Annotated in this window: 20 protein-coding genes and 1 tRNA gene; 13 read left to right on the top strand and 8 right to left on the bottom strand. The window is 60.1% G+C overall.

Translation table 11 applies throughout. From position 1 onward, the window contains the following. Window positions 1-25 precede the first annotated feature (25 nt). Window positions 26-1,255 carry a helix-turn-helix transcriptional regulator gene (locus F7R90_RS09175; RefSeq protein WP_158057144.1) on the top strand — a complete coding sequence of 410 codons (1,230 nt, stop codon included), beginning with the start codon at window positions 26-28 and terminating at the stop codon, window positions 1,253-1,255. A 215-nt stretch (window positions 1,256-1,470) separates the two neighbouring features. Beyond that, a tRNA-Glu gene (locus F7R90_RS09170) sits at window positions 1,471-1,545 on the top strand. Between the two features lie 79 nt (window positions 1,546-1,624). Here F7R90_RS09170 and F7R90_RS22820 read toward each other — a convergent pair. Both F7R90_RS22820 and F7R90_RS09160 read right to left on the bottom strand, forming a co-directional pair. Continuing rightward, window positions 1,625-2,377, bottom strand: coding sequence for an HNH endonuclease (locus tag F7R90_RS22820; protein ID WP_225741317.1), 753 nt, complete (start codon window positions 2,375-2,377; stop codon window positions 1,625-1,627). Window positions 2,378-4,131: 1,754 nt separating this feature from the next. Then, window positions 4,132-4,899, bottom strand: coding sequence for an SDR family oxidoreductase (locus tag F7R90_RS09160; RefSeq protein WP_158057140.1), 768 nt, complete (start codon window positions 4,897-4,899; stop codon window positions 4,132-4,134). A gap of 272 nt (window positions 4,900-5,171) precedes the next feature. Here F7R90_RS09160 and F7R90_RS09155 point away from each other — a divergent pair, with 272 nt between their 5' ends. Further along, a complete protein-coding gene (locus F7R90_RS09155; protein ID WP_158057138.1) occupies window positions 5,172-9,002 on the top strand; it encodes a PAS domain S-box protein in 3,831 nt (1,276 codons plus the stop codon). A gap of 20 nt (window positions 9,003-9,022) precedes the next feature. Here the strand turns inward: F7R90_RS09155 and F7R90_RS09150 are convergent, their stop codons facing one another. Beyond that, entirely contained in the window at window positions 9,023-9,310 is a 288-nt protein-coding gene (locus F7R90_RS09150; protein ID WP_158057136.1) for a hypothetical protein, read from the bottom strand. 497 nt (window positions 9,311-9,807) lie between these two features. Between F7R90_RS09150 and F7R90_RS22150 the strand changes: the two genes are divergently transcribed. The 3 genes from F7R90_RS22150 (at window position 9,808) to F7R90_RS09140 (ending at window position 10,806) form a co-directional block, all read left to right on the top strand. Continuing rightward, window positions 9,808-9,966, top strand: a complete 159-nt coding sequence (locus F7R90_RS22150) for a hypothetical protein (protein WP_192498267.1) — start codon at window positions 9,808-9,810, stop codon at window positions 9,964-9,966. Between the two features lie 172 nt (window positions 9,967-10,138). Then, window positions 10,139-10,453, top strand: coding sequence for a HalOD1 output domain-containing protein (locus F7R90_RS09145; protein WP_158057134.1), 315 nt, complete (start codon window positions 10,139-10,141; stop codon window positions 10,451-10,453). Window positions 10,454-10,596: 143 nt separating this feature from the next. Next, a complete protein-coding gene (locus F7R90_RS09140; protein WP_158057132.1) occupies window positions 10,597-10,806 on the top strand; it encodes a DUF7576 family protein in 210 nt (69 codons plus the stop codon). A gap of 69 nt (window positions 10,807-10,875) precedes the next feature. Here the strand turns inward: F7R90_RS09140 and F7R90_RS09135 are convergent, their stop codons facing one another. After that, complete coding sequence (locus F7R90_RS09135) at window positions 10,876-11,805, bottom strand: NAD-dependent epimerase/dehydratase family protein (RefSeq protein ID WP_158058879.1); 930 nt, start codon at window positions 11,803-11,805, stop codon at window positions 10,876-10,878. A 162-nt stretch (window positions 11,806-11,967) separates the two neighbouring features. Here F7R90_RS09135 and F7R90_RS09130 point away from each other — a divergent pair, with 162 nt between their 5' ends. After that, window positions 11,968-13,422, top strand: coding sequence for an RtcB family protein (locus F7R90_RS09130; RefSeq protein WP_158057130.1), 1,455 nt, complete (start codon window positions 11,968-11,970; stop codon window positions 13,420-13,422). A gap of 6 nt (window positions 13,423-13,428) precedes the next feature. Here F7R90_RS09130 and F7R90_RS09125 read toward each other — a convergent pair whose 3' ends face one another. Beyond that, the gene (locus F7R90_RS09125; RefSeq protein ID WP_158057128.1) at window positions 13,429-13,965 is read right to left on the bottom strand and encodes a metal-dependent hydrolase; all 537 of its coding nucleotides are present in this window, start codon (window positions 13,963-13,965) and stop codon (window positions 13,429-13,431) included. 121 nt (window positions 13,966-14,086) lie between these two features. Here F7R90_RS09125 and F7R90_RS09120 point away from each other — a divergent pair, with 121 nt between their 5' ends. The 3 genes from F7R90_RS09120 to F7R90_RS09110 all read left to right on the top strand — a co-directional run bounded on the left by F7R90_RS09120 (window position 14,087) and on the right by F7R90_RS09110 (window position 16,632). Next, the gene (locus tag F7R90_RS09120) at window positions 14,087-15,544 is read left to right on the top strand and encodes a lamin tail domain-containing protein (protein WP_158057126.1); all 1,458 of its coding nucleotides are present in this window, start codon (window positions 14,087-14,089) and stop codon (window positions 15,542-15,544) included. Next, on the top strand, window positions 15,544-15,954 hold the full coding sequence (locus tag F7R90_RS09115; RefSeq protein WP_225741128.1) for a DUF3006 family protein: 411 nt from the start codon (window positions 15,544-15,546) through the stop codon (window positions 15,952-15,954). Before F7R90_RS09120 ends, F7R90_RS09115 begins: the two co-directional genes overlap by 1 nt. Before the next feature lie 96 nt (window positions 15,955-16,050). Continuing rightward, the gene (locus F7R90_RS09110; protein ID WP_158057124.1) at window positions 16,051-16,632 is read left to right on the top strand and encodes a DUF7504 family protein; all 582 of its coding nucleotides are present in this window, start codon (window positions 16,051-16,053) and stop codon (window positions 16,630-16,632) included. Between the two features lie 12 nt (window positions 16,633-16,644). On the opposite strand, the gene F7R90_RS09105 is transcribed toward F7R90_RS09110, so the two are convergent. Both F7R90_RS09105 and F7R90_RS09100 read right to left on the bottom strand, forming a co-directional pair. Then, window positions 16,645-19,008 (bottom strand): hypothetical protein, encoded by a 2,364-nt coding sequence (locus F7R90_RS09105; RefSeq protein WP_158057122.1) that lies wholly within the window; start codon window positions 19,006-19,008, stop codon window positions 16,645-16,647. Between the two features lie 43 nt (window positions 19,009-19,051). Beyond that, on the bottom strand, window positions 19,052-19,249 hold the full coding sequence (locus F7R90_RS09100) for a hypothetical protein (protein ID WP_158057120.1): 198 nt from the start codon (window positions 19,247-19,249) through the stop codon (window positions 19,052-19,054). Between the two features lie 257 nt (window positions 19,250-19,506). Between F7R90_RS09100 and F7R90_RS09095 the strand changes: the two genes are divergently transcribed. Next, window positions 19,507-19,956, top strand: coding sequence for a 6-pyruvoyl trahydropterin synthase family protein (locus F7R90_RS09095; protein WP_158057118.1), 450 nt, complete (start codon window positions 19,507-19,509; stop codon window positions 19,954-19,956). Window positions 19,957-19,958: 2 nt separating this feature from the next. Next, window positions 19,959-20,753, top strand: coding sequence for a 7-carboxy-7-deazaguanine synthase QueE (locus tag F7R90_RS09090; RefSeq protein ID WP_158057116.1), 795 nt, complete (start codon window positions 19,959-19,961; stop codon window positions 20,751-20,753). 20 nt (window positions 20,754-20,773) lie between these two features. On the opposite strand, the gene F7R90_RS09085 is transcribed toward F7R90_RS09090, so the two are convergent. Then, a complete protein-coding gene (locus F7R90_RS09085; protein ID WP_158057115.1) occupies window positions 20,774-21,616 on the bottom strand; it encodes a DUF7847 domain-containing protein in 843 nt (280 codons plus the stop codon). Window positions 21,617-21,760: 144 nt separating this feature from the next. Between F7R90_RS09085 and queC the strand changes: the two genes are divergently transcribed. Beyond that, window positions 21,761-22,462 carry a 7-cyano-7-deazaguanine synthase QueC gene (gene queC, locus F7R90_RS09080; protein WP_158057113.1) on the top strand — a complete coding sequence of 234 codons (702 nt, stop codon included), beginning with the start codon at window positions 21,761-21,763 and terminating at the stop codon, window positions 22,460-22,462. Window positions 22,463-22,748: the final 286 nt, after the last annotated feature.

Here is a 22,748-nt window from a genome sequence, read left to right as displayed (position 1 = left end):
ACCGGGCAATGGAGCAATAACGTACATGAGACGGCTGGTGGTTGTCGGCCTCGTGGCCGCCTTACTCGTCGGGGCAATCCCTGTAGGGGCGATTACAGAGGCCCAGCCTACGCGAGACGTGTCCGCGACTCCGAAGAGCTTGGGTGCTGCGGACGACTTCGACAGCGTCGAGTTTCACATTACGGTCTACGACAACGGAAGCGCGAAGTGGACGTTCGTCTACCAGCGAACGCTGAACAACGAGTCCGAACGCCAACAGTTCAGACAGTTCGCTAAGGAGTTCAACAACAACTCCACGAAACTCTACTCCAACTTCAAACAGCAGGCGCGCCAACTAGCGAGCGCCGGACAGAACGCGACTGGACGGACGATGAAAGCCGAAGAATTCTCCAAGCAGGCAAAACTCGACGGCCTCGCCAGCAAAAACCGTGGGGTCGTGACCATGTCGTTCCAGTGGTCTGCGTTCGTGGGCGCGACGGAAGACAGCGGACAACCATTCATTGGTGACGTATTCGAAGGTGGACTCTACATCGGACCGAACCAATCGTTAGTCGTTCACACTGGGTCGGGACTCAAATTCGCGTCTGCTTCGCCAGATGGCTGGTCACCGTCCGGAGATAACTTGGCGAGCAGTGAGTCGATAACGTGGAAGGGTGAACGAGACTTCACCGACCGTCGGCCACGCGTGACGTTCAAGGAAGTCAAACAAGAGACCACGACGACGACGGGCGACAACGGGTCGGGCCCGTCGAACAACACGACCCAAGACGGGAACGCGAGCCAACCACCGGGAGGTGACGGCAACGGAGACGGTGGGTCGCCACTCATGCTGTTCGTCGCAGCAGTCGTCCTCCTGTTGGGACTCGCCGCCGCGTTCGCGTGGCGACAGGGCGACTTCGGGTCACTAACCGGTGGCAACGACAACAACCCCGGAAGCGGTGGTAGTCCCGGTGGCGCTACCGCCACGACTCGTCGTCGCGACGAGTCGGCGTCCTCGGAACCGTCGGTCAGTGACGAAGAACTACTCACCGACGAAGCCCGCGTCCGAAAGCTCTTGGACGAGAACGGCGGACGCATGAAGCAGGTCAACATCGTAGACGAGACTGGCTGGTCGAAGTCGAAAGTGAGCATGCTCCTCTCCGAAATGGAAGAGGAAGGCGACATCAGCAAACTCCGCGTCGGCCGCGAGAACATCATCAGCCTCGAAGGCCACGAACCCGACGCCGCAGGGTCACCGCTGGAAGACAGCGGCTGAACGATTTCGCGTGCCGATAAACAGTCGGATGGGTTACTTCTATTCGTAGCTGTCACCCTGAACGAGTGAGAAATTCTGGATTGTCCATCCGTGAACCGTTCGTAACCGTCGCTCGTTCGGCGTCTGTGTCATGAGAATTCCCGCCACGCAACGGCCGAAACGCAACTCTTAAACCTATTCTGGCACTACCGTGAATTGCGAAGAAACGCCGACGTGCTCTGTTGGTGTAGTCCGGCCAATCATCTTGCCCTCTCACGGCAAGGACCAGGGTTCGAATCCCTGACGGAGCACTCCAATTTTCCTTAGATTCTAAGTGGAAGAATGGGTTTTCTATGTGTTTCTTAGTTTTTGGTGGGGTTCGTGTATGGGTTAGTTATTTGTCTTTATGTATGGTTTCTCTCGGTTGCAGTTGTGCTTGAGCGTCGCATCAGTTTGTTCAACGGCAAGATGACATGTTCGGCAGAGGCAGATGAGGTTGTCGAGCGTGTGCGCGTTACGCGGATCGTCGAATGTTCTCACGGGGTGGATGTGGTGGACGTCTGGGTTTTGGCCGAGTTCGTTGTTGGTGTCTCCACAGCGCTGGCAGGTATGGTCGTCACGTTCGAGGGTTCGTTGACGTGCTTGCGGCCAGCCCTCGCCGTACGGTTCATCTAGAGCTATGCCGCCGTTCCAGTTGGGATTATCTGCCTTACTCCACTTTCCTTCGGCTTGTTGCGTCGTGGATAGCCACTCGCGATAACAGGCACGGTCGCAGAAGTGATTAGTTTGTTCGATGGCTTCTGAGGGAAACACCGACTGTGGTTCGTCACAGTTCGCACAGGAGACCGACACCTGCGCTGTGGTTTGGACGTGAACGGTGCAATCGATATTGTCGTCAGCGACACATTCTGGACAGTAGTGGCCTTCTTTCTCTGAGGAGTAGTACGTGAACGTCGAATCACAGGTAAGGCAGATTCCGGTGGTGTCGCCGCGTGTCGTATCGCGTGGTCCTGTTTGGTGTGGCCGGTTGCAGTCCTCACACCGGACTCGATCAGTGTATGGCGCGTAGAATGCGGTGTCACAGTCCGAGCAGTGTTGGTTGGGGAGTTGTTCGTCGTGGACGGTGGTGTGGTGGACGCGCATCCCTCTTTCAGTATTGAATTCGCGGTTGCAGGTTGGACACGTGGTGCTCTCGGGGAGTGGCTCTGGTGTTGACATGGCCCTCGCCTGTCAGGGCCAGATAGAATCCCCCGAGCGCGAGCAGAGCGTTCGTGGTCATAATCGTGGTTGTTGTCGTCGTGTGGTCGGACGGGTGCAATCGAGAGGGGGCGCTACGAATTGTCCACCCCGTTGAAGTGAGTGTTCTCTTTCGAGGATTGCGCTACGCCGGACTGAGAGCAGAGTACAAACCGGGGGATTCCCGGGAGTAGACTTGCGTTAGGGGGTGTACACCCTCAAATTCAGTAGCCAACGAGCACTGAGTTCTAGTTGACTGCTATCGAACCCCTGTTTGGTGATTTCGACGTAGACATAGCTTCTATCCGGTGATGAGAGAAGCAAGATGGAATCCAGGATAGTGCTGGGGTAACGGTCTAGGGAAGCGTTCGACGCCCGAATATCGAATTTCACGGTACATCCCCGGTTTTGAACTTGCATTCGGCGGTTTCAGATTCTTGTCCTCCCCAAGAGAGTTGGCTAGACGAAGGACGTGTATCCTTGTGAGATGGCTGCTATCCAGAGAAATCACTGGATTCGATACTCTGGGTGCGAAGCGTATGATCTGGAAGTCAGGCGTCGAGATATGGAAAAACAGGCGTGTACACCCGGTTTTGAACTTCAAATCCACGGAATTGAATTGGGGGCCAGAATGCGCTCATTCTGGAAACACCCCATAGGACCACTCTACTGCCTGTATAGAATCGTGGCTCTCAGCTACTACTGGAATCAGCTACAGCGTATGATATAAATATCGAACAGACGCCCTTCAGAAGTGTTCTCCCGGATGAATAGAGGGATGTACGTGATTGCTGCTGGCGGTAGCGGGCGTCTCGATGAATCTTAGAAGTTGAGATCGATGTTGAGGGGGTGTACGTTTGGCGATACACTAGACGCAATGTTGGGCATGGCACCATCCCTGTCGTTTCGAAAGCCAAGATGGAGATGCGGACTTCGACTGCTCTCACTAGTGAGTGGATGACGGATTCACGGGTACTGCGGGCAGGAGCGGGGCGTTCGAGTGCAGAGTCGGGTTCGATACGTCTGCGTAGTCCCCGAAAGTACTTCGATGGGGTCGTGCTGAGGAGGGGTATCGAGGGTGAGAGGGTAGTGGAGACTAGCTGCGTGGGGATGATCGAATGGTAGAAACCACGGGACTGCGGTGGTGTAGAGAGAATTCCCAACGAGGGGTGCCTCGCATCATATGCGTCTTTCTGGGGAGGAACTCCCCGAGAAGTTCGATACCCAGATGCTATCTGGTGATTCGGAATGGGTATCGGGCTGTCAGAATAGTTTGAGGTAGGGGGTGCGCTGAGAACGTACACCCAGAATACAGCGTGTTCACGCTGCTATCTACCAGTTTTACGTTCGCCGAAGCGAAAACCCAGAAACCATTTTTCCACTCCTTCACTACCCACTACTCGCCCCTTATTGGTGTGTCTCTTTCGGGAGGGGTGACTCCCTATCGGGCCGTGTTCTTCACGCTAGAATCTCGCTTGTGGGTTCTAATCGTGTAAGGATTGGCTTCGTCGGGTATCCTTCCGAAATGGAGTTGTCTTGTGAAGTGTGGTCCCTGTACGTGCACGTCTGCTTCGTGACAGTATTCCACGCTGAGGCACGTAACGAGCGGTGGTTCTTGCACGCCGCGGAGTAGAGGGACAATGTGATTTCCACGCCGTCGTCTACCCAGTGTTGGTGTAGCCACCATCCACGAGTAGCGATTCGCCGTTGACGTACGACGAGCGGTCGCTCGCCAGGAAGAGGGCGGCGTCGGCGATGTCGTTCGGTTCGCCCATCCGACGGGACGGAATGGCTTGCACGAACGCGTCACGGGCTTGGTCGTCGAGGTGGGCGTCCCCCAGCATCGCGGTTTCGACGCCACCGGGGTGAATCGCGTTCACTCGCACGCCGTCGGGGCCGAGTCGATGCGCGAGTGCGTAGGTCAGTAGTCGGAGGGCACCTTTCGAGGTGCAGTAACTGACGTAGCCGCCGTTGCCGAGGATACCGGCGACACTGGAGACGTTGATGATGCTTCCGCCGCAGCGTTCGACCATCGCTTCGGCGGCGTACTGTGCGCCGAAGAACGCGCCTTTGACGTTGACGTTCAGCAATTGGTCGTACTCCTCGGGTGTCACGTCGAAAAACTCCTCGGTCCGGAAGATGCCGGCGTTGTTCACCCACACGGTGACGCCGCCGAACTCGTCGGCGGTCGCGACTGTGGCTTCGAGGTCGTCAGTGTCGGAGACGTCGCACTCAACGAACGCAGCTCGATTGTCTGTTTCGTCCTCGATGAGTTCGTGCGTCGGCGTCCCGCCTTCGCGTGGGGTGTCTCGAACGTCGGCGACCACCACGTCGGCACCGTTTTCGGCGAAGATTCGTGCGATTGCTCGGCCGATTCCGCTCGCGCCACCCGTTACGACGGCGACTTGGTCGCTGAGTTGGTCACTCATGCCACCCTCGAACGGCGTCGAGCAGCATAACTGTGAATCTGTGTTTCTAGACGGTGTTGCTTCCTCCGAGCGGTAATTTGAACGCGTTTTTCTGACGGGCATCGACTGCCAATCGACGACTAATGGGAACCAGAGCCCAACTAAGGTCGTTTGACTAAAGATAGCCGTTCGGACCGAGAAAGCCGGTCGCCAGACGGCCACACGTTTTTTCAGTCTACGACCGTCTAGCTAGAAAGACACAGTAACTGGGCGGGTGATGGGACAGGTCCAAAATGAGTACCGCTACAATTCACATCCTCTACGTCGAACCGAACGAAGCGGTCAGCACGTCGCGTTCCAATGCCCTGGAAGCAACTGCCTCGGAGTTTCTCGTCGATACTGTCCAGACTACGGAGCGTGCCGTCCAGCGGTGCGAACGGACTGCGTACGACGCTATCGTCAGTCGCTACGACCTCGATTCGACGGACGGCATTTCGTTTCTCACGTCCGTGTTGGCCGACCGACCGTCTATGACCACAATTCTCCTCACCGACGACGTCACGGCGAGTCTTCTCCGAGACGCGTACTCGTCGGGCATCGACGAAATCGTGCCCATTGACGACGATTCGGCGGATGTTTCGGCGCTCACTAACCGACTGCACAATCAGTTCGATACCGCACGTCAGGCCAAAGCAGACGGGCCGGAGGAGTCCTCGGGTTCGGAGGGGTTTGCGGTCGAGCGCCCCGGATTGGAGAAACCAGCACGCCAACTCGAATCGCTCGCTCGAACCACGCCGGACTCGATCGTCACCATCGACACGGAGAGCGTGATTCACTTCGCGAACCCGGCCATCGAAGACATCTTGGGGTACGAACCGGAGGAAATAATCGGTGAACCGCTGACGCAACTCATGAGCGACCCTCTCGCCGAGAGACACGAGTCGGCGTTCCAGCGGTATCTGGATACCGGTGAGCAGCAACTCGATTGGGAGAACATCGAACTTCCGGCCCAGCACAAAGACGGGAGCGAAGTCCCGCTGAGCATCTCCTTTAGCGAACTCACGTACGACGGGGAACACTTCTTCACCGGCATCCTCCGGGACGTCAGCGAGAAGAAAGAACTGCGGGCCGAACGCGAACTCCTCCACGAGGTCACCCGCGAAATCGCGGAGGCGAGCACGTTCGAAGAGGGCGTAGAAATCGCGTTGAGCGACGTGGGTGAGGCGATGAACTGGGCGTACGGTGAAGCGTGGGTGCCTGACGAAGAAGGGACGCACCTCGCGCGTCACACCTCGAAGTACGTCGAATCGAACGACTACCTGCGCTTCTACGAGGCGTCCGAGTCGATGACGTTCAAGCGTAACGAAGGCCTCCCTGGACGCGTCTGGGAGTCGGCCGAACCGGAGTGGATGTCCGACGTGTCCAGCGAACCCGAAGCGCAGTTCGTTCGGGCCGACGAGGCAGCGCGAGTCGGACTACAGGCCGCACTCGGGGTTCCGATTACGGCCGGTGGCAAGGTCGTCGCGGTAGTCGTCTTCGCGATGCCCGAGCATCGTGAGTCCGACGACGGTATGATACAGGCGACCGCGGGAGTTGCGGCGAGTCTCGGACGCCTCATGCTCCGCAAACAGGCGGAACAGGCACTCCGCGAGGAGCGTAATCTCAAGACTCGTATCCTCGAAACCAGTCCGCTCGGTATCGTCATCATAGACGCACAGGGGCAGTTCGAGTACGTGAACGACGCCGCGGAGTCGATACTCGACGTGTCGCTAGACGACGATTCTGACTTGACCTACGACGACCTCGAACTCCAGACAATGGACGAGCGCGGCGACCCAATCGAGGACCCGCAACGACCGTATCGGAAAGTCTTGGAGACCGGCGAATCTCTCCAGCAGGAAGTGCAAGTTCGGCGTCCGGGAGGGGAACCCCGTTGGCTGTCCGTCAACGGTGCGCCACTCGAAGACGAGACTGGGGCGGTCACGAAGACGGTCTTCGCGTTCGAGGACGTCACCGAGCGCAAAGAACGAGAGCGAGAACTCGAACAGGCCAACGCGATGCTGGAGACCGCCCGCGACGGCGTCTACGCACTCGACGAGGAGGGCCGATTCATCGGCGTGAATCAGGCCTACGCGGACATGGTCGGCTACCCTCGCGAAGAGATTCTCGGCCAGCCAGCGACGATGATTACGTCCGAACAAATCAGTGCCGACGTCGAGGAGATTCAGGCCGAACTCGCCGAAACGGACCAAGACGTGATGACGTACGAAGCGGTCCTCCAGACTGCGGGCGGGAATCCGTTACCTATCGAGGCTCGAATCTCGCTGCTCCCACTCGGGGACGGGCGCAACGGCAGGGTGGGCGTCGTTCGAGACATCAGTGCCCGCAAGCGCCGAGAGGAGCAACTGAAACAACTCAACGAACTCGCGCAAGCCCTCACGACTGCCGAGACCGCACAGGAAGTGTGTGAGATGGCCGTCGAGACGGCTCACGAGGCGCTCGAACTGCCTATGACGGCCATCGAACGCTACGACGACCAGACCGGCCGGTTGGCACCGATTGCGAGGACGTCCGAGGTGACCGAACTCGTGGGCGACGAATTGCTGTTCGAAGCCGAGCGCGACCTTCCGTGGCGCGTGTACACCGAACAACGAGAGCGAGTCGTCAACGACATCGAATCGGACGCAGAACTAGCCGATGCCGAAACGCCCCTAGAGAGCGTCATCGTCCTCCCTATCGGGAGCTACGGCGTGTTCATCAGTGGTGCGACGACTCCCGATGCGTTCAGTGAACAGGACGCCACGCTTGCGAACATCTTCGTGGCGAACGTCGAAGCCGCCCTCGACCGCGTCGAGCGTGAAGCACAACTCAGAGAGCGCACTGAGGAGTTGGAAGACCGGACGACGACGCTCGAACGAGTCAACCGAATCAATTCGGTGATTCGAGACCTCACACAGTTGTTGACCCAGGCTTCCAGTCGAGAGGAAATCGAGCAGTCCGTCTGTACGCTGCTGGCGAACTCCGACCCGTACCGGTTCGTCTGGATCGGCGAACAGAACGCTATCGGGGGAGAGATAGTCTCCCGAGAGTCCGCTGGCGTCGAACAGGGGTATCTGGACGCTATCACGATCACGGCAGACGAATCGCCGACCGGAAACGGCCCGGCTGGGCGCGCTGTCGAAACCCACGAACCTCAAGTCCAGAACAACCTACATCGCGACCCGCCGTTCGACCCGTGGCGAGCCGAAGCGCTCCAGCGAGGATACCGGTCGAGTATCTCCGTGCCGCTGGTCTACATGGGGACGCTGTACGGCGTCTTGAACTTGTACGCAGCGACGCCGGGCGTCTTCGACGAGTTAGAGATGACGGTGTTGGAAGAGTTAGGGCAGATGATCGGCTACGCCATCAACGCGCTGGAGCGCAAGAAGGCGTTGGTGAGCGACAGAGCAGTCGAACTGCAGTTCCAGATTTCGAACGCCGACATCGCAGCCGTGCAGTTCGCCAGAGACGAAGACAGTCTGTTCGAGTTCGAGGCGTTGGTCGAACAGGCCGACAGTTCGCTGCGGGCGTTCTTCACCGTCTCGGGAAGCCCGCCCGAACGAGTCGAGGAGTACAGCCGTCGGTCCACCGTCATCAACGACCTCAACCTCATCGCTGAGCGCGAAGAAGGATACCTCTACGAGGCGACCGTGAGTGAGTCGAGTTTCCTCGCGTCCTGTCTGCAAGCGGGTGCCCACCCGACCGAACTCACGGCCACCGGGGACGGCGCGCAACTGACGGTCGAACTCCCGAGTACCGGCGACATCAAAGCGTTTCTGGAGATGTTCCTCCAGACGTACGACGGTGCAGAACTCACCGCACGCCGCGAACTCGACCGGCCGATTCGGACCGAACAGGAGTTCCAAGCGCTCTACGAAGAGCGACTGACCGAACGCGAGGAAGAAGTGTTGCGGACGGCCTACTACGCGGGCTTCTTCAACTTCCCGCGGGACAGTTCCGGGAGTGAAGTGGCCGAAATCCTCGATGTGTCCCAACCAACGGTAAATCGGCATCTCCGCAAAGGTGAGCGCAAACTGTTCGACCTCATCTTCGAGGGAGATCCGGAGACAAACGGAGAGCAGTGACGGAGAGCGGTCATGACCACTTACTGGCGTTTGATTCGCCAGAACACGTACTGCGTGACGAGCGGGTTGAGGTGGTCGTGGTCACAGTTTGGGCAGACAAATGCCGAGTTAGCGACTCTCGATACGTCATCGGGGAACGTGTAGCCACACTCGTTACCGCATCGTCTGCCAGCGTACTTCTCCGCGAACAGTTCTGCGAAGCTCTCGTGGTGGTTACTCGCGAGATGTTCCTTTCCACGTTGCTTGATTTCAGGGAGGGAGTCCGCTTTGAGTGTCGTCTGACAAAACTCGCAGTTTTGCACGAACATACAACAGTCTAGACTGCTGTCCCCCAATAGGGGTTCCTCGTATGTGTATTCCCCCGTGGTCACCCGCGCCCGAATACACAAACACCTGCGCTCACGAGGATTGGTTCAGTAGTCTCGACCGGGTAGCTCGGTTCGGTAGTCCCGGTTCGTCAGTTTCGGTCCGCCAATCCTGGTTCGGCGGTCCCGATTCAGGCGTCGCAAGTCGGCGAGTCAGTGGCGGACACGTCCGGTGCGAGAGACGGACGCGAGTAGTCGGACGTCGGCCGACCGAATACGTATACTAGCGGGGGGTGCTGTGTGCCTACACATATACGATTCAAATCTATCCCACTCTGTCCGAAACAACTGGACTGGAGTAAGCCAATGCAAGAGATGGTCCAGTTTTCGGACACCGAATCAGTGCACACACCGGCCGTGACCGCCACCGACCTTCGAATACCCCGAACGCAGTCAGATGTGGTCCCGGTGTGTCCGTCTGCCGCCGAGGTGTGGGTGTAATGGCGCGACAGTTCGTCCCCCGGTGGGACGCGCTCGACCGATACGAAATGACGAAGTACGAGACCGACCGAAACGAGAAGCCGCGAGTCGTGTTACAGGACAGCGAGAACGACCACGCCTGGATCGACTCGTCGGTCACGTATCCAGTTACCGAGTAGTCGTTTCGAAATCCGTAGCCTTCGTTCTTCGAACTCTCGACGACTTCCGCGAGCGTCGTCTCTCGTCGGGTTACACGGTTCCTATATCTATACCGGGGCGTTTCCCGTGACGGCTACACATATACGACGTAGGACTATGGCCGCGCCGAGAGATAGTCTAAATAATTAGATAATGAGCGAGAGAGCACGACAGACGCTTCGAGACGGTGAATCGGCCAGTACCGCTATCGTAGACGCCGTTTCGGAGGTCACCGGAACACCAGCGACGGAACTCCCGCCGCTCGACGAGAGTATCGACGCGGGGGCACTCGACCAGTTGTTCGACCGACCGACGGTGCCACAGAAACGGCGGGGAGTCGTCGTCTTCGAGATGGCCGACTGTCTGGTGGCAGTCACCAGTCAGAACACGATTACAGTCACGAAGGTAGACGGCGACGGGACGCTCGCGGAGACCCTCTCGCTCGCCGAGGAAGCAGACACCGCCTAATCGAAGGCTCGACCGACGACAGACACCGTAGACCGAAACCAGACGATGCTAGCTAAACAGCACGACATTCGGACGCCCGTCACGACAGACTCACCCAATCGCCCCTCGGACTGTACGAGACCGCACCGGATGGAGGAGGGATAGTGACCGACCGAGAGAGCGACGAGACGATTGCAGACGCCTCTCGCAGAGAGAGTAAAGAGAGCGAGTCAGTCGAGAAAGTGTGTGCCGACTGTGGCACCCTTCTCGATAGCACGGAGTGGCTTCCGACGCGAACGTCCTTCGACGACGAGAACGTCGTTGTGTACCTGTTCTGTGACGAAGACTGCCGGGACGCGTGGCAATCCGAGTAGCGCCCAGTACGGCGTCCCCCGAAACAACCTGGTGACGTTCGAGAAGAAGTAGCGCTGGAATCAGTCCGCTCAGCGCAGTTCTTCGTACAACTCTTCGGCCGCTCGGCGAATCGCTTCCTCGCTACTGTGCGCTGGCGACCACCCCGTCTGGCCGATTTTCGAGGTGGAGAGTTTCATCCGCGGTACGTCGCCCGTCCAACCGCGCTCGCCGCCTTCGTAGACGAACTCGGGGTCGAGTCCCATCACGTCGGAGACGACTTCTGCGATTTGGGTCACCGTCGTCGTGGTCGCCGTGCCGATGTTGAACGTCGTGAGCGGTGACGGGTCGGTGTGCTGGACGACGTGGAGCATCGCGTCTACGCAGTCGTCTACGTGGACGTAGGACTTCTCCTGTCGGCCGTTGCCGAGGATGTGGAGTTGTGACCCGTCGTCCAGTAGCTTCTCGACGAAGTCGGGGACGACGTTGCCGCGCTGGTGGAGGCCGATGACGTTCGCGAATCGGAACTGCCAGACGTTCAGGCCGTACGAGTGGGCGTACGTCGAGAGGACGCCTTCGCAAGCCAGTTTGCTCGCGCCGTACTCGCTGGTCGGTTCAAGCGGTGCGTAGTCCTCGGGCGTCGGTCGCGGTGCCTCGCCGTAGACCGCAGACGAGGAGGCGAACGCGAAGTTATCGACGTCGATTTCGTCGAGTCGTTCGAGGAGGTTGTACACCATCGCCACGTTGTCCTCGTACTGGCCGCGCGGGTCCGCGTCGTTGGCGTCCGAGCGCGCGGCGAGGTGGACGACGAGGTCGATGTCGTCGGTGATGACCGCTTCCACGTCTTCGGGGTCGGTGAGGTCGGCCTCTCGTACCTCGGGACCGTCCGGAATCCACTCCCGTCTCCCCTTCGAGAAGTTGTCGATGGCGACGATGTCGGGGGCGGAGAGTCGGCGACACATAGCCGAGCCGATTAGTCCGCCTGCTCCGGTGATAGCGACCGTAGCGTCCTCGATTTCCATGTCGAACTGTTCACCAGATTCCGCAATGTATCTTTCCATGAAGTGCCGGACTTCGCGGTTTCCGACGAGGCCCGTCGATTGGCGGTTCGGTTTCGAGGGGTGCGTGCTACCACGATTCAGACACTTTCTTGTCTCAGCAACCGCTCGAATCGAGTAGTAGCGATGCCTATCGAGATGACTGGGGCGCACACCGACGCCCGCGTGATGGTCGAGGACGAGAGCCTCGTGGAGGAGCAGTGTCGAGCGCAGATTCAAGAACTCATCGACCACCCCGCGTTCACCGAACCGGTTCGCGTGATGGCCGACACCCACTGGGGTGCCGGTGCGCCAATCGGGTTCACGATGCCGCTGGGCGACCGCATCGTTCCGAACGTCGTCGGCGTGGACGTCGGCTGTGGCATGTGCACGACCAACCTCGGCGACGAACTACCCCTCGAAGACGACGAGCGCGAACGACGCGTCCGACAGGCAGTCCCGATGGGCAGAAACGTCCACGAGTACGACGACGCGCCCCATCTCGTCGAGGAGTTCCCCTTCGAGCGAGCGAACGAGGTGTTCGAACAGTTCGACGCGGCGTACCGCGAGCAGTTCGGCCGCGAAATCGACCCGCTGACGTTCGACTTCGACGGCTACGACGGCGAGTACTTCAAGTCGCTCTGTCGGCGCGTGCTAGCCAGCCAGAATCAAGGCATGGGCCACGTCATCCAGAGTGCAGGAACGCTCGGCGGTGGGAACCACTTCGTGGAGTTCGCTCGCGGCCGCGAGTCCGGCGAGTATTGGCTCGTCGTCCACAGCGGGTCGCGCTATCTCGGCATGTCGGTGGCCCAGCACTGGCAAGAGAAAGCGACCGACTACCGCGGCGCGGATGAAATTCGAGACGCGATCCCGGAGGGATACGGCGACTATCTCAAGTTCGACCCGGAGACGGTCGAAGGTGGCGACCTCTTCGAGTGGGTCACGGGCGGCAAAGGCGAGTCCCACATCCGCAAGGACCGAGTCCGGCAAGACTTCGACGGCGGCGACATCGAGGACGCCTTCGACCTACTGGCGAGTCTTCGTCCCGCCCACGACGCAGAATCGAGTCGAAACGAAGACCTCGACTGGCTGGAGGGCCGCGAAGCCCACGGTTACTACGTGGACATGCTGTTCGCCCAGCAGTACGCCCGCTGGAACCGCGAACTGATGAGCGAGGCAATCTGCGACGCGCTCGGCGTCGAACCAGCAGAGCAGTTCCAATCGACGCACAACTTCATCGACTTCGAAGACATGACCATCCGGAAGGGGGCGACGCCCGCCCGCGAAGGCCAACGACTCGTCGTCCCGTTCAACATGGCCGAGGGGTCGATTTTGGCCCGCGGAAAGGGGAACGAGGCGTACCACCAGACCGCGCCGCACGGCGCGGGCCGCGTGATGAGTCGCCGCGCCGCCCACGAGACCATCTCGCTGACGGAGTTCAGCGAAGCCATGGAGGGCGTCTACTCGGAGTCCGTCGTCGAGTCGGTCGTAGACGAAGCGCCGATGGCGTACAAGTCTGCTGAGGCTATCGCCGACGCCATCGAACCGACCGCCGAGATAATCGAGTGGCTCGACGCGGTTCACAATCTGAAAGCGAAGTAGTAACAGTCATTCTGCTTTCGCCGAGCGATACGCCAGTCCGTGCGCGACGAGCGCTACGACGAGCAACCCGAAATTCACGAAGACGCCGTCGTAGTAGACCACGTCGATGCCCAACGTCGCGTAGGAGAACGGCATCAGGGGCTTGATGGGCGGCGCGATGTCCGGTGCCGAAAGGATATCCGCGAAGAGGTGGCTCACCCCGCCGACGAGAAACGCCGCCGTCGTGAACTTGAACGCCGAGAGCGGTTCGACCGACTTCACTGCACGCGGTGTCGTTCGTCGGGGGTACCAGACGACCAGTCCCGTCGCAATCGCCCCGAAGACGATGCTCGCGGGGACGACGAACGTCAACGAGTGAGTGATACCGTGGTGGTTGATGTTGAGGAACAAGAGTTGTCCCAAGAAGAGGTCGCTGTCGGGCAGCATCGCAGTCACCATGGCGAGTCCGACGAACCGGCTAGCGGTCCCGGTGTCGTCGGCCAGATACCACGCCGGTAGCACGAACAACAACGCCATCGCGAAGTGACCTGCCACGTCTACCATGCGTGAGAGTAGTACAACCCGCCGCTAAACGCTTGTGCCCGGCCGGAGCGCGTGAGTTCTCGGACAGACCTGTCAACGTAGATGAAAAGAAGTGTTACCGTATCCGTGCGTAGCGAGTCGCATGTCATCTTCGGCAGACGCCGTTCTGTCCCACACCAGTCTCGCTGCCCTCTCCGTCGCGCTCCTGCTCGTCTTCGCCGGGTGTCTCGGTGCGTCCGGGCCAACGGAGACGACCGGAGGAGACACAGGGACGGGAGACGCCACTGTCGGGTCGCTCGCCGACGACGGGACGCTTTCGGTTCACTTCATCCACGTCGGGCAGGGAACGAGCATCCTCGTCGTCGGCCCGTCGGGTGAGACGCTGTTGTACGACACCGGCAACTGGGACGACGACGGCGAGTACGTCCTCGACTACCTCCGGGAGCACGACATCTCTCGCATCGACTATCTCGTGACCTCCCACGCCGACGCAGACCACATCGGCGGCCACGCCGCGGTCATCGACTACTACGAGACTCAAGCAGACGGTGTCGGCGCAATCTACGACCCCGGAATCGCCGCTTCGACAGATACCTACGACCGCTACCTCGACGCCGTGGAGGAACACAACGTCACGCTCTATCAGTCCCGAGCGGGCGACGTGATTCCGATGGAAGGCGCGTCAGTGCGAGTTCTCAGTCCACCGAAGGGCTACCTCGACAGGAAGGACCGCAACGAGAACAGCCTCGTGCTTCGGGTCGGCTACGAGAACGCCAGCGTCCTACTCCCCGGCGACGTCGAGCGCGACGGTGAAGGGTATCTGCAAGACAGCCAGCAGAAGCGACTCGATTCGACCCTCCTCTCGGCAGGGCACCACGGTAGTAATTCGAGCAGTTCGCCCGGATTCCTCGCGGCGACGACGCCCCGCGTCGTCGCTATCCAGAGCGCGTACGACTCACCGTACGGGCACCCACACGACGAAGTTCTCGAACGACTCGCCGAGCGCCAAATTCCGACCTACTGGACCGGCGTCCACGGCGACGTCGTCTTCGAGACGGACGGCGACCGAGTGGTCGTGAAAACTCAGCGTGCGGCCCCGACAGACCCCGCGAAAATTCGGTCTGTGTCCGGCGTCTCGCCGGGTGCGGACGACCCGCTCGAAGAACGCGGGCGCTTCCGAATCGGTGGCGGGCAGTCGCTGTCGGGGACGGCCAGTGGCGAAACCGTTGCAACAGATGGTGGTACGACTGGGGCCAAAGCAGACGCAACCCTCTCGCTCGCAGAGGCACACCCCGACGCGGCGGGCGAAGAACAGTCGAATTTGAACGACGAGTACGTCGTCCTTCGAAACGACGGCCAAGAGTCGCTCGACCTCTCGGGATGGACAGTCTCCGACGAGGCGGACCACGAGTACACCTTCCCCCAAGGAACGACGCTGAAACCGGGCGAAACGCTCACACTCCACACCGGCACCGGCGAAGACGCACCGCCGGACTACTACTGGAACGCCGACAGTCCAGTCTGGAACAACGACGGCGACACGGTTTTCGTCCACACTGCCGAAGGGACACTCGTGTTGGAGGAACAGTATGATGGCTAATGGAGCGTCCCAACATGGTCGCTGACGGCACCTACACCGCAGTACTCGACCGGTTCGAGGACACGCAGGAAGACGACGGAGACGACAACAGGGTCGCCGTCTTCCTGTTGGAGGGCGACGACGGAGTAGTCGCCGAGAAGCTACTGTCGGCGTCGGAACTCCCCGAAGAGGCACGTCGGCAGGACGCGGTCTGCGAGTTGCGAGTGGGGGACGGCACCGTCGTCGAAATCGAGTACGACGCCGAGGAGACCGAGCGGCGCGTTTCCGATGCTCAGTCGCGGTTCGACCGACTCGCGCGACGACCGAACGAGGGCGACGGAACGCGCGCGGACCAGCACGAGGAAAGTTTGGACCAACGCGACGAGAACGACGACGAAGACGAGACCGACACAGACCCGTCGTCGGACTGACCGTAGAAGTCGGCGGGCGGTTCGTCGGAACTTCTTGCCAGCAAAACGAGAAGTTAATATGACCTGTTTCAGTAGTCGTTCTCGATACAGGGAGATATGAATTCTAGACCGCTACCGAACGGGACGAGCGTTCTGGCCCTCGTCTCGGACGAGACGCAGGAACTCTGTCTCGAACGAGTTCCCGAGTCACCACGCCTACTCGTCGTTAGCTATGCCGACACCGACGCTGACGCAGACACCGACGCCGACACCAACACCGACGCTATTCGAGACCGATTCCGGGCGGTAGACCCCAGCGAAGTACGTGTCGTCGAAGCGACGAAGGACACCCCGGCGACCGAACACTCCCGTGGACAAGTCCGGCGAGAAGCACCGGACGACCTGTCGGGCATCGGCCTCCAGATAAACGAAGCGCTGACGCGGTGGCACGGCGGCGACGAGTCGATAGTGGTCGTCTTCGATTCTCTCACCGCGCTCCTCGACCACGTGACCGTCGAGGACGCGTTCTCTTTCCTGCATCTCGTGAGCGGTCGCGTCGAGCACAGCAACGGCATCGGATGGTATCGCTTAGACCCTGCCGCTCACGACCAGACGACCGTCGCCACGTTCGAGCATCTGTTCGACGCAGTCGTGACCACCGGTCCGAGAGGTACGTCGGTCGAAGTTCGAAATCGGTGAGAAAGTCACAGTTCAGTCGAGTGTGTGGAACGCGAGCTGGAAGTCTTCGGTGTCGAAGGTGTCGAGAAGTTGGTCGAGTTCTTTTTGGATGGCTGCGAACTGACTCGCCCCGGAAGAGTCGTCTGCGGCCGTCGAACGCTCCTCGTCGGTCGCTAACGCGGCTGACGTCTCCAGTCGCTTGTCGAACTCGACGAGGCTGGCGATTCGGTCCACGAGGTCCGTCGTCCAGTGGAAGCCACCGTGGAAGTGAACCGGGGCGTCTGCGTGGGTGAAACTCTCGGTCAGTTGCCGACTATCGACGTGCGCTTCGACCGTCGTTCCCGAGAGGAACCAGCCCTCGATGTCGTCGATGGCGGGCGTCTGAATCGCACCCAAGCGGAACTGTGGTGAGACGAACGAGCGGAACTCGTAGGCCACTTCGTCGGTGCCCGTTAGCGCCGTGTCCACGGTGTACGAGATGCTCTTGGCCTGTGCGATTTGGAGACTGCCGTCGCCGATGACCGTGTACTTCTCGGAGGCGTCGTGTTCGTCGCAGGTCAGTCGGAGCGACGTGTTGAGTGGGAAGCCGTTGTTCAACAGTCGAGCCATCGATTCGCCGGTTCGTCCGGCGTTGTCGTTCAACACGTCCGTCAGCGTGACGACGCCAGCGAGGGCACCTGCATCGACCAGCGCCCGTCCCTGTTCGTAGGACTGGCAGGCGTTCAAGAAGAACGCGTCCACGTTGACGGTGTCTATCGTTGCCACGTCGAGCGACCCGTCGGCACAGACGAATCCATTCTCGTCGATGTGGCCGATGTAGTGGAGGTACTCGCCACCGCGTTCGAGCAACGTGCGAAGCTCCTCGGTCGTGAGGTTTCGGTACGGTCGAATGTGGACGTCGAACGGCGTGTCCGCACTGAGGAGGTTCCGAACTGCGTCGTCCTCTGCGGCCATCCGGTCGTCGTTGCAGACGACGAGTATCTCGATGTCGCCCTCGACGGGGTCTCTGTCGAGTTCGTTCCGGTACGACTCCAACAGTGGCTTGTCCGCACCGAGAGGGACGCCATCGCTCATCCACTGTTGCTCCTGGGTCTCCAGCGGTTCGGGAACGACCACGGACGGCGTTTCGGACGCCCAAGAGAGATGCGAGAGCGAATCTGGTGACTCCGTCTCTCCGTCGGTCGGACCACCGGATACGGACGGCGTCTCGGGACCGAACGCGTCGCCCGCGTCGTCGGAGACTGCCGCCGCACTCCGGTTGAATTCACCGTCGGCGGGCGTCGCTTCGGCTCCCGTGACCGCGTCTACGGACGGCCACTGCTTGCGAGTAGAAGGCGACCGAACGACGGCGAGGTCCCGCGCGAGGAACGGGAGGTACTCGACGTTCTCGGGTACCGGTTCGAGGTGTGCGCCGAGGCCCCAGTGGGGACGGAACGGTTCGACTGCCTCGAACGGGACCGAGAGGTAGGTCTCGACTTGGCGAGCGAGCGGTTGCCCGAACACCTCCTCGGGGTCGAGTCCGGTTTCGCGCTCGAAGTCGGCTTGTCTTCCCAAGCCGAACGAGTACGGGCCTGCCGTTCGGACGAAGCAGTCGCAGACGAACACGTGCTGAAGCACGTCGTTGACCGTCTGCTCGAATCCGTCTGCGCCGTCGAGCGGGAACTCGAACTCCCCGGCCCGAAGCGTGGGTCTGTCGCCCGGAACGACTTCGGCACCGAGGTAGTACGCGAGCGGTGCGACCGCGAACACGTGGTCGTACGTCGGCGGGAGTTCTACGACGACTCCCGTGTCGGGTTTCGAAAGTGACTCGGGAACGTGGAGTTCGTCGCCGAGTTCGACCTCCGGTGGGTGGCCTCTCAGCGAGGGGAACGACCGCATCGCCCCGAAGTCTTTGAGTGCGGACCCGAGGTACGACACCGCCGTCATCACGTCTTCCGGTGCGGCAGTCGTCGTGATAGTCTCCGTCGGTCGGTCGTGGACCGAACGCGCGCCGACGGAGATTTCGACCGGTTCGTGAAAATCGACCTCGACAGTCGAGGCTTTCGGGTCGGCTTCGATTTCGATGCCTTCGGGTGCGGTTACGCGGAGGTAGGTCTTGATGTGGTTGGCGACCTGTAGGTAGTACGTCCCGGGCGGAACGTCGTTGGTCCACGACTCGGTTCCGACTTTCGCCCAAACCTCGCCGTCGGCGTCTAACACGGTGGCAGATGCACCGTCCTCGACGACGACGTTACGGGCCTCGACCGAAAAAGCATCGTCTACCGGATAGATGAACTCGTCTACGGATTCCGCAGTCGGCGACACCGTACTGGGGAACAATAGCGAGAGCTGTCGTCGTTCGGCCGTGTCCGTAATCGTCCACCGCTTTCGGTCGTCCGTCGTGATGTCGAGGGTCATCTGCTATGTGGTGTACTGAAATGGTGTTTTCGAGGGGTCTTGCTTATGGGCCGCCGTCGATGTACGCGCCGTTCGGGTCCATTCCGCCGACCAAGTCCAACCTGATTAGTGGTTCGAACCTGCCATGAGACATGGCCGAAGCGGGGTCTGCTGCGAGCAGTACCAGCACGGCGAACAGCGTCACCGTGAGTACGAGTCTCGGATGCGTTACAGCCAGTCGTGACACCTTCGTTACTGGCATGCCACCCGATTTCGCTACGTCGCTCTAATACATTTCTCGAATTACCAAATTTGATATTCAAATCCTCATTGACACTACAATCGCCGTACTGAAACAGGATACGAATCCGAACATCCTTAATCTAACGATATATATTCGAATTTTCATTAGCGAGAGTATCGAACGTGATAATCAGTGACGTACGAGACGTCTACACTTGACGCGGGGAGCCGAGGCGGTTTGCGCAGGCTTAAGTATTCTCCAAATAATCTCCAGATATGACTAGTGGCGCGCTCTGGGATGACGAAGACACCGACAGATTGCGCACCCTCTACGTGGGACGGGACCGGCCGATTCGCATCAGTGCCGGGCATCGACTGCTCCACCACGACGGGAAATGTAGCCGCCCGCACGGGCACAACTACGAGATAACCGTGAAAGTCGTCGGCGAACTCACCGAGGAAGGGTGGGTCGTAGACAAGGGTGATATTACCACGGTAATCGACCAGTGGGACCACAGGTTCATCTTGGAAGCAGGAGACCCGCTCGTGGAAGCCTTCGAAGCGAGTGGTGACGAGGATGCGACAGTCGTGCTAGACGCCCCGCCGACCGCCGAAGTGATGAGCGTGGTGTTAGAACGGCGACTGCTCGCCGCACTGCCCGACAACGTCGAGTCGGTCGCGGTGCAAGTTCGCGAGACGACCGAACTCTGTGCTGGCGGGTTCTGACCATGCCAGTCACGAGCGACGTAGACGATGGGGAAACCGATGCGACGGACGACGAGGCGACCACCGCAGGGGACTCTCCCTCGCTCCCTATCAACGAACTGTTCGAGTCGCTACAGGGCGAGGGCCGACTCGCAGGCGTCCCGAGCGTCTTCGTTCGGACCTCCGGGTGCAACCTCCGCTGTTGGTTCTGTGACTCCTATCACACATCGTGGGAACCGACCCACGCGTCGATGCGCGTCGAAGAGATTCTGACGAAAATCGACGGCTACGACGCCGACCACGTCGTCGTCACGGGTGGCGAACCGCTGGTCCACGACGGCGTGGTGGACCTGCTCGAACGGCTGGCCGACCGCGGGTACCACACTACCGTCGAGACCAACGGGACCATCTACCGCGATGCGCCCATTGACCTCGCTAGTGTCAGTCCCAAGTTGGCGTCCAGCACGCCCACACCAGAAAAGGACCCCAAAGGCGACGGCGAGTGGGCCGACCGTCACGAGGAGCGACGCATCGACCTCGACTCGCTCGTTCGACTGGTCGAAGAGTACGACTCGCAACTGAAGTTTGTCGTCAGCGATTCCGACGACATGCCAGAGATAACGGACCTCCTCGCACAGATTCGAGACGCTACGAGCGTCTCGATTCTGGACACGGACGTTCTTCTCATGCCCGAGGGTGCGACCCGCGAGCAATTGGAAGAGACGCGCCCCGTGACCGCCGAGTTGGCGCGCGAGTACGGGTTCCGATACACCCCACGACTGCACGTCAACCTCTGGAACGACGCGCCGGAAACGTAAGTGAACGAAAAGAAGTGTAGTTAGTCAGCGCCCATGGCGACGCCAGCGTCTTCGGACTTGCCGGGGTCGTCGGTTCGCTCCACGAGTTCGCCGTAGAACGCCACCTGGTAGGTGTACATGAACCCGCCGAACAGCGCAGTCATCAGGAGGGTCGAGACGAGGTAGCCTGCGATAGTCGCCGTGCTGAGGCCCGTGTAGAGCGTGAACGTCTGGGGGTTCTCCATGAGTTGTTCGAACTGCGAGACGTAGAGCCAAACGGTCGGAAGACTACTCAGGACGCCGATGACGAAGACGACGACGTCGAATCCGAGCGTGGCGAGAACGTTCCGACGAACCAGGCCGAAACTCTTCTTGAGCGACCCGACCGCGCCAGTGTCGGAGACGACGACTGCCGGGCCGTAGAACTGCAGGAAGAACACCGGCAGCAGTGCAAGCAAGTAGATGAGGACGATTCCGAGAACCATCATCGAACCACCACCACCTGCTGCCGCGGCACCGAATATCACGATGAAGCCGACGATGAAGATGGGGATGAACGTCGCAATCATCACGCCGACGAGGAGCAGCGTCGCTCCGAGCATCGAGACGTAGTTCTCCTTGCCACCCGTGAAGAGCGTGCCGAGACTCGTCCGGCCGTCGAGTGCTTCGTCGGCCATCGCGTACGCTCCGGCGACGAAGAACAGCGAAACGAACTGCACGACGAACGACAGTCCCGAGACGAGAAACGGCGACACCTCGGCTACGGCCGATTGGACGCCGAGTACGACGGAACTGACGAGCGATACGAAGAACGCTGCGACGAACAGCACTGGATTTTGTTTCAACGTACTGAGAGCCGTCGAAACGGAGGAAGTGACACTCATACTGACGTGTTATTTTGTGAATTGATAATGTTGTTGGTAAACCTGACTTCTCGTCTCGGCTCAAATATTACCTATTCAGCAATTATGCGAATTGGGGCTGCCGATACCGCACGACTCATGTCGCGTTCTCCCCTTCTGTCGTCCATGAGCGACGATTCGAAACGTGCCGTCGTCCTCGCGTCCGGCGGCATGGACAGCGCGACGGCGGCCTATCACGCCGCGGAACAGGGGTACGACCTTTACCTGCTCCACACTTCCTACGGACAGGAAACCGAGAACAAGGAGTTCGACTGTGCGGAACGACTCGCGGAGGAGACCGACGCCGAGGACTTCCTCCACGTCGAGACGAGCCACCTCGCCAAAATCGGCGGGTCAAGTCTCACGGACGACGAGATGGACGTAGACGACGCCGACATGGAGAGCGAGGAGATTCCGACCTCCTACGTCCCGTTTCGGAACGCCAACCTGCTCTCGATGGCGGTTTCCTACGCCGAAGCGAACGACTGTGACGCCGTGTTCATCGGCGCGCACAGCGAGGACTTCTCGGGGTATCCCGACTGCCGTCCGGCGTTCTTCGACGCATTCCAACAGGTCGTGGACGTGGGCACGAAAGACGACACGCAAATCGACCTCGAAGCACCCTTCGTGGAGTGGTCGAAGACCGACATCGCGGAACGCGGCACCGAGTTGGGAGTGCCGTACGAACACACGTGGAGTTGCTACCGCGCCGAGGCACCGGCCTGTGGTACCTGCGACGCCTGTGCGTTCCGCTTGCAGGCGTTCCAGAATATCGGCGTTCGGGACCCCATCGAGTACGAAGAGCGGCCGGAGTACAGCGAAGCGTAGTTCGGAAGTGCCCCTCCAATCGTCGAAAATCCTTTACTCTGGTCGATAGTACCCAGCGGAAGGACTGAACCCTGGACATGGAGCCGATGGCACTCGTCTTAGGCGTCTCCTTCGTATCGTTGGGATACTACGCGTACAGGTATCCGGAGCGAACGCGGAGTTTCGTCAGTGCCCGAACGTGGGCTCAGCGTCCGAACTACGCCGAACGACTGCACGAGCGTCGTGCTCGGCGGTCAGCGATTTTCTTCGTCCTTTTCGGACTGACGTTCGTGGTTCTCGGCCTGTT

The organism is Halorussus halophilus (assembly GCF_008831545.1).
In the GTDB taxonomy this organism is placed as follows: domain Archaea; phylum Halobacteriota; class Halobacteria; order Halobacteriales; family Haladaptataceae; genus Halorussus; species Halorussus halophilus.
Note: the sequence above shows the minus strand (reverse complement) of the source record. Positions and strands in the feature narration are given on the sequence as shown.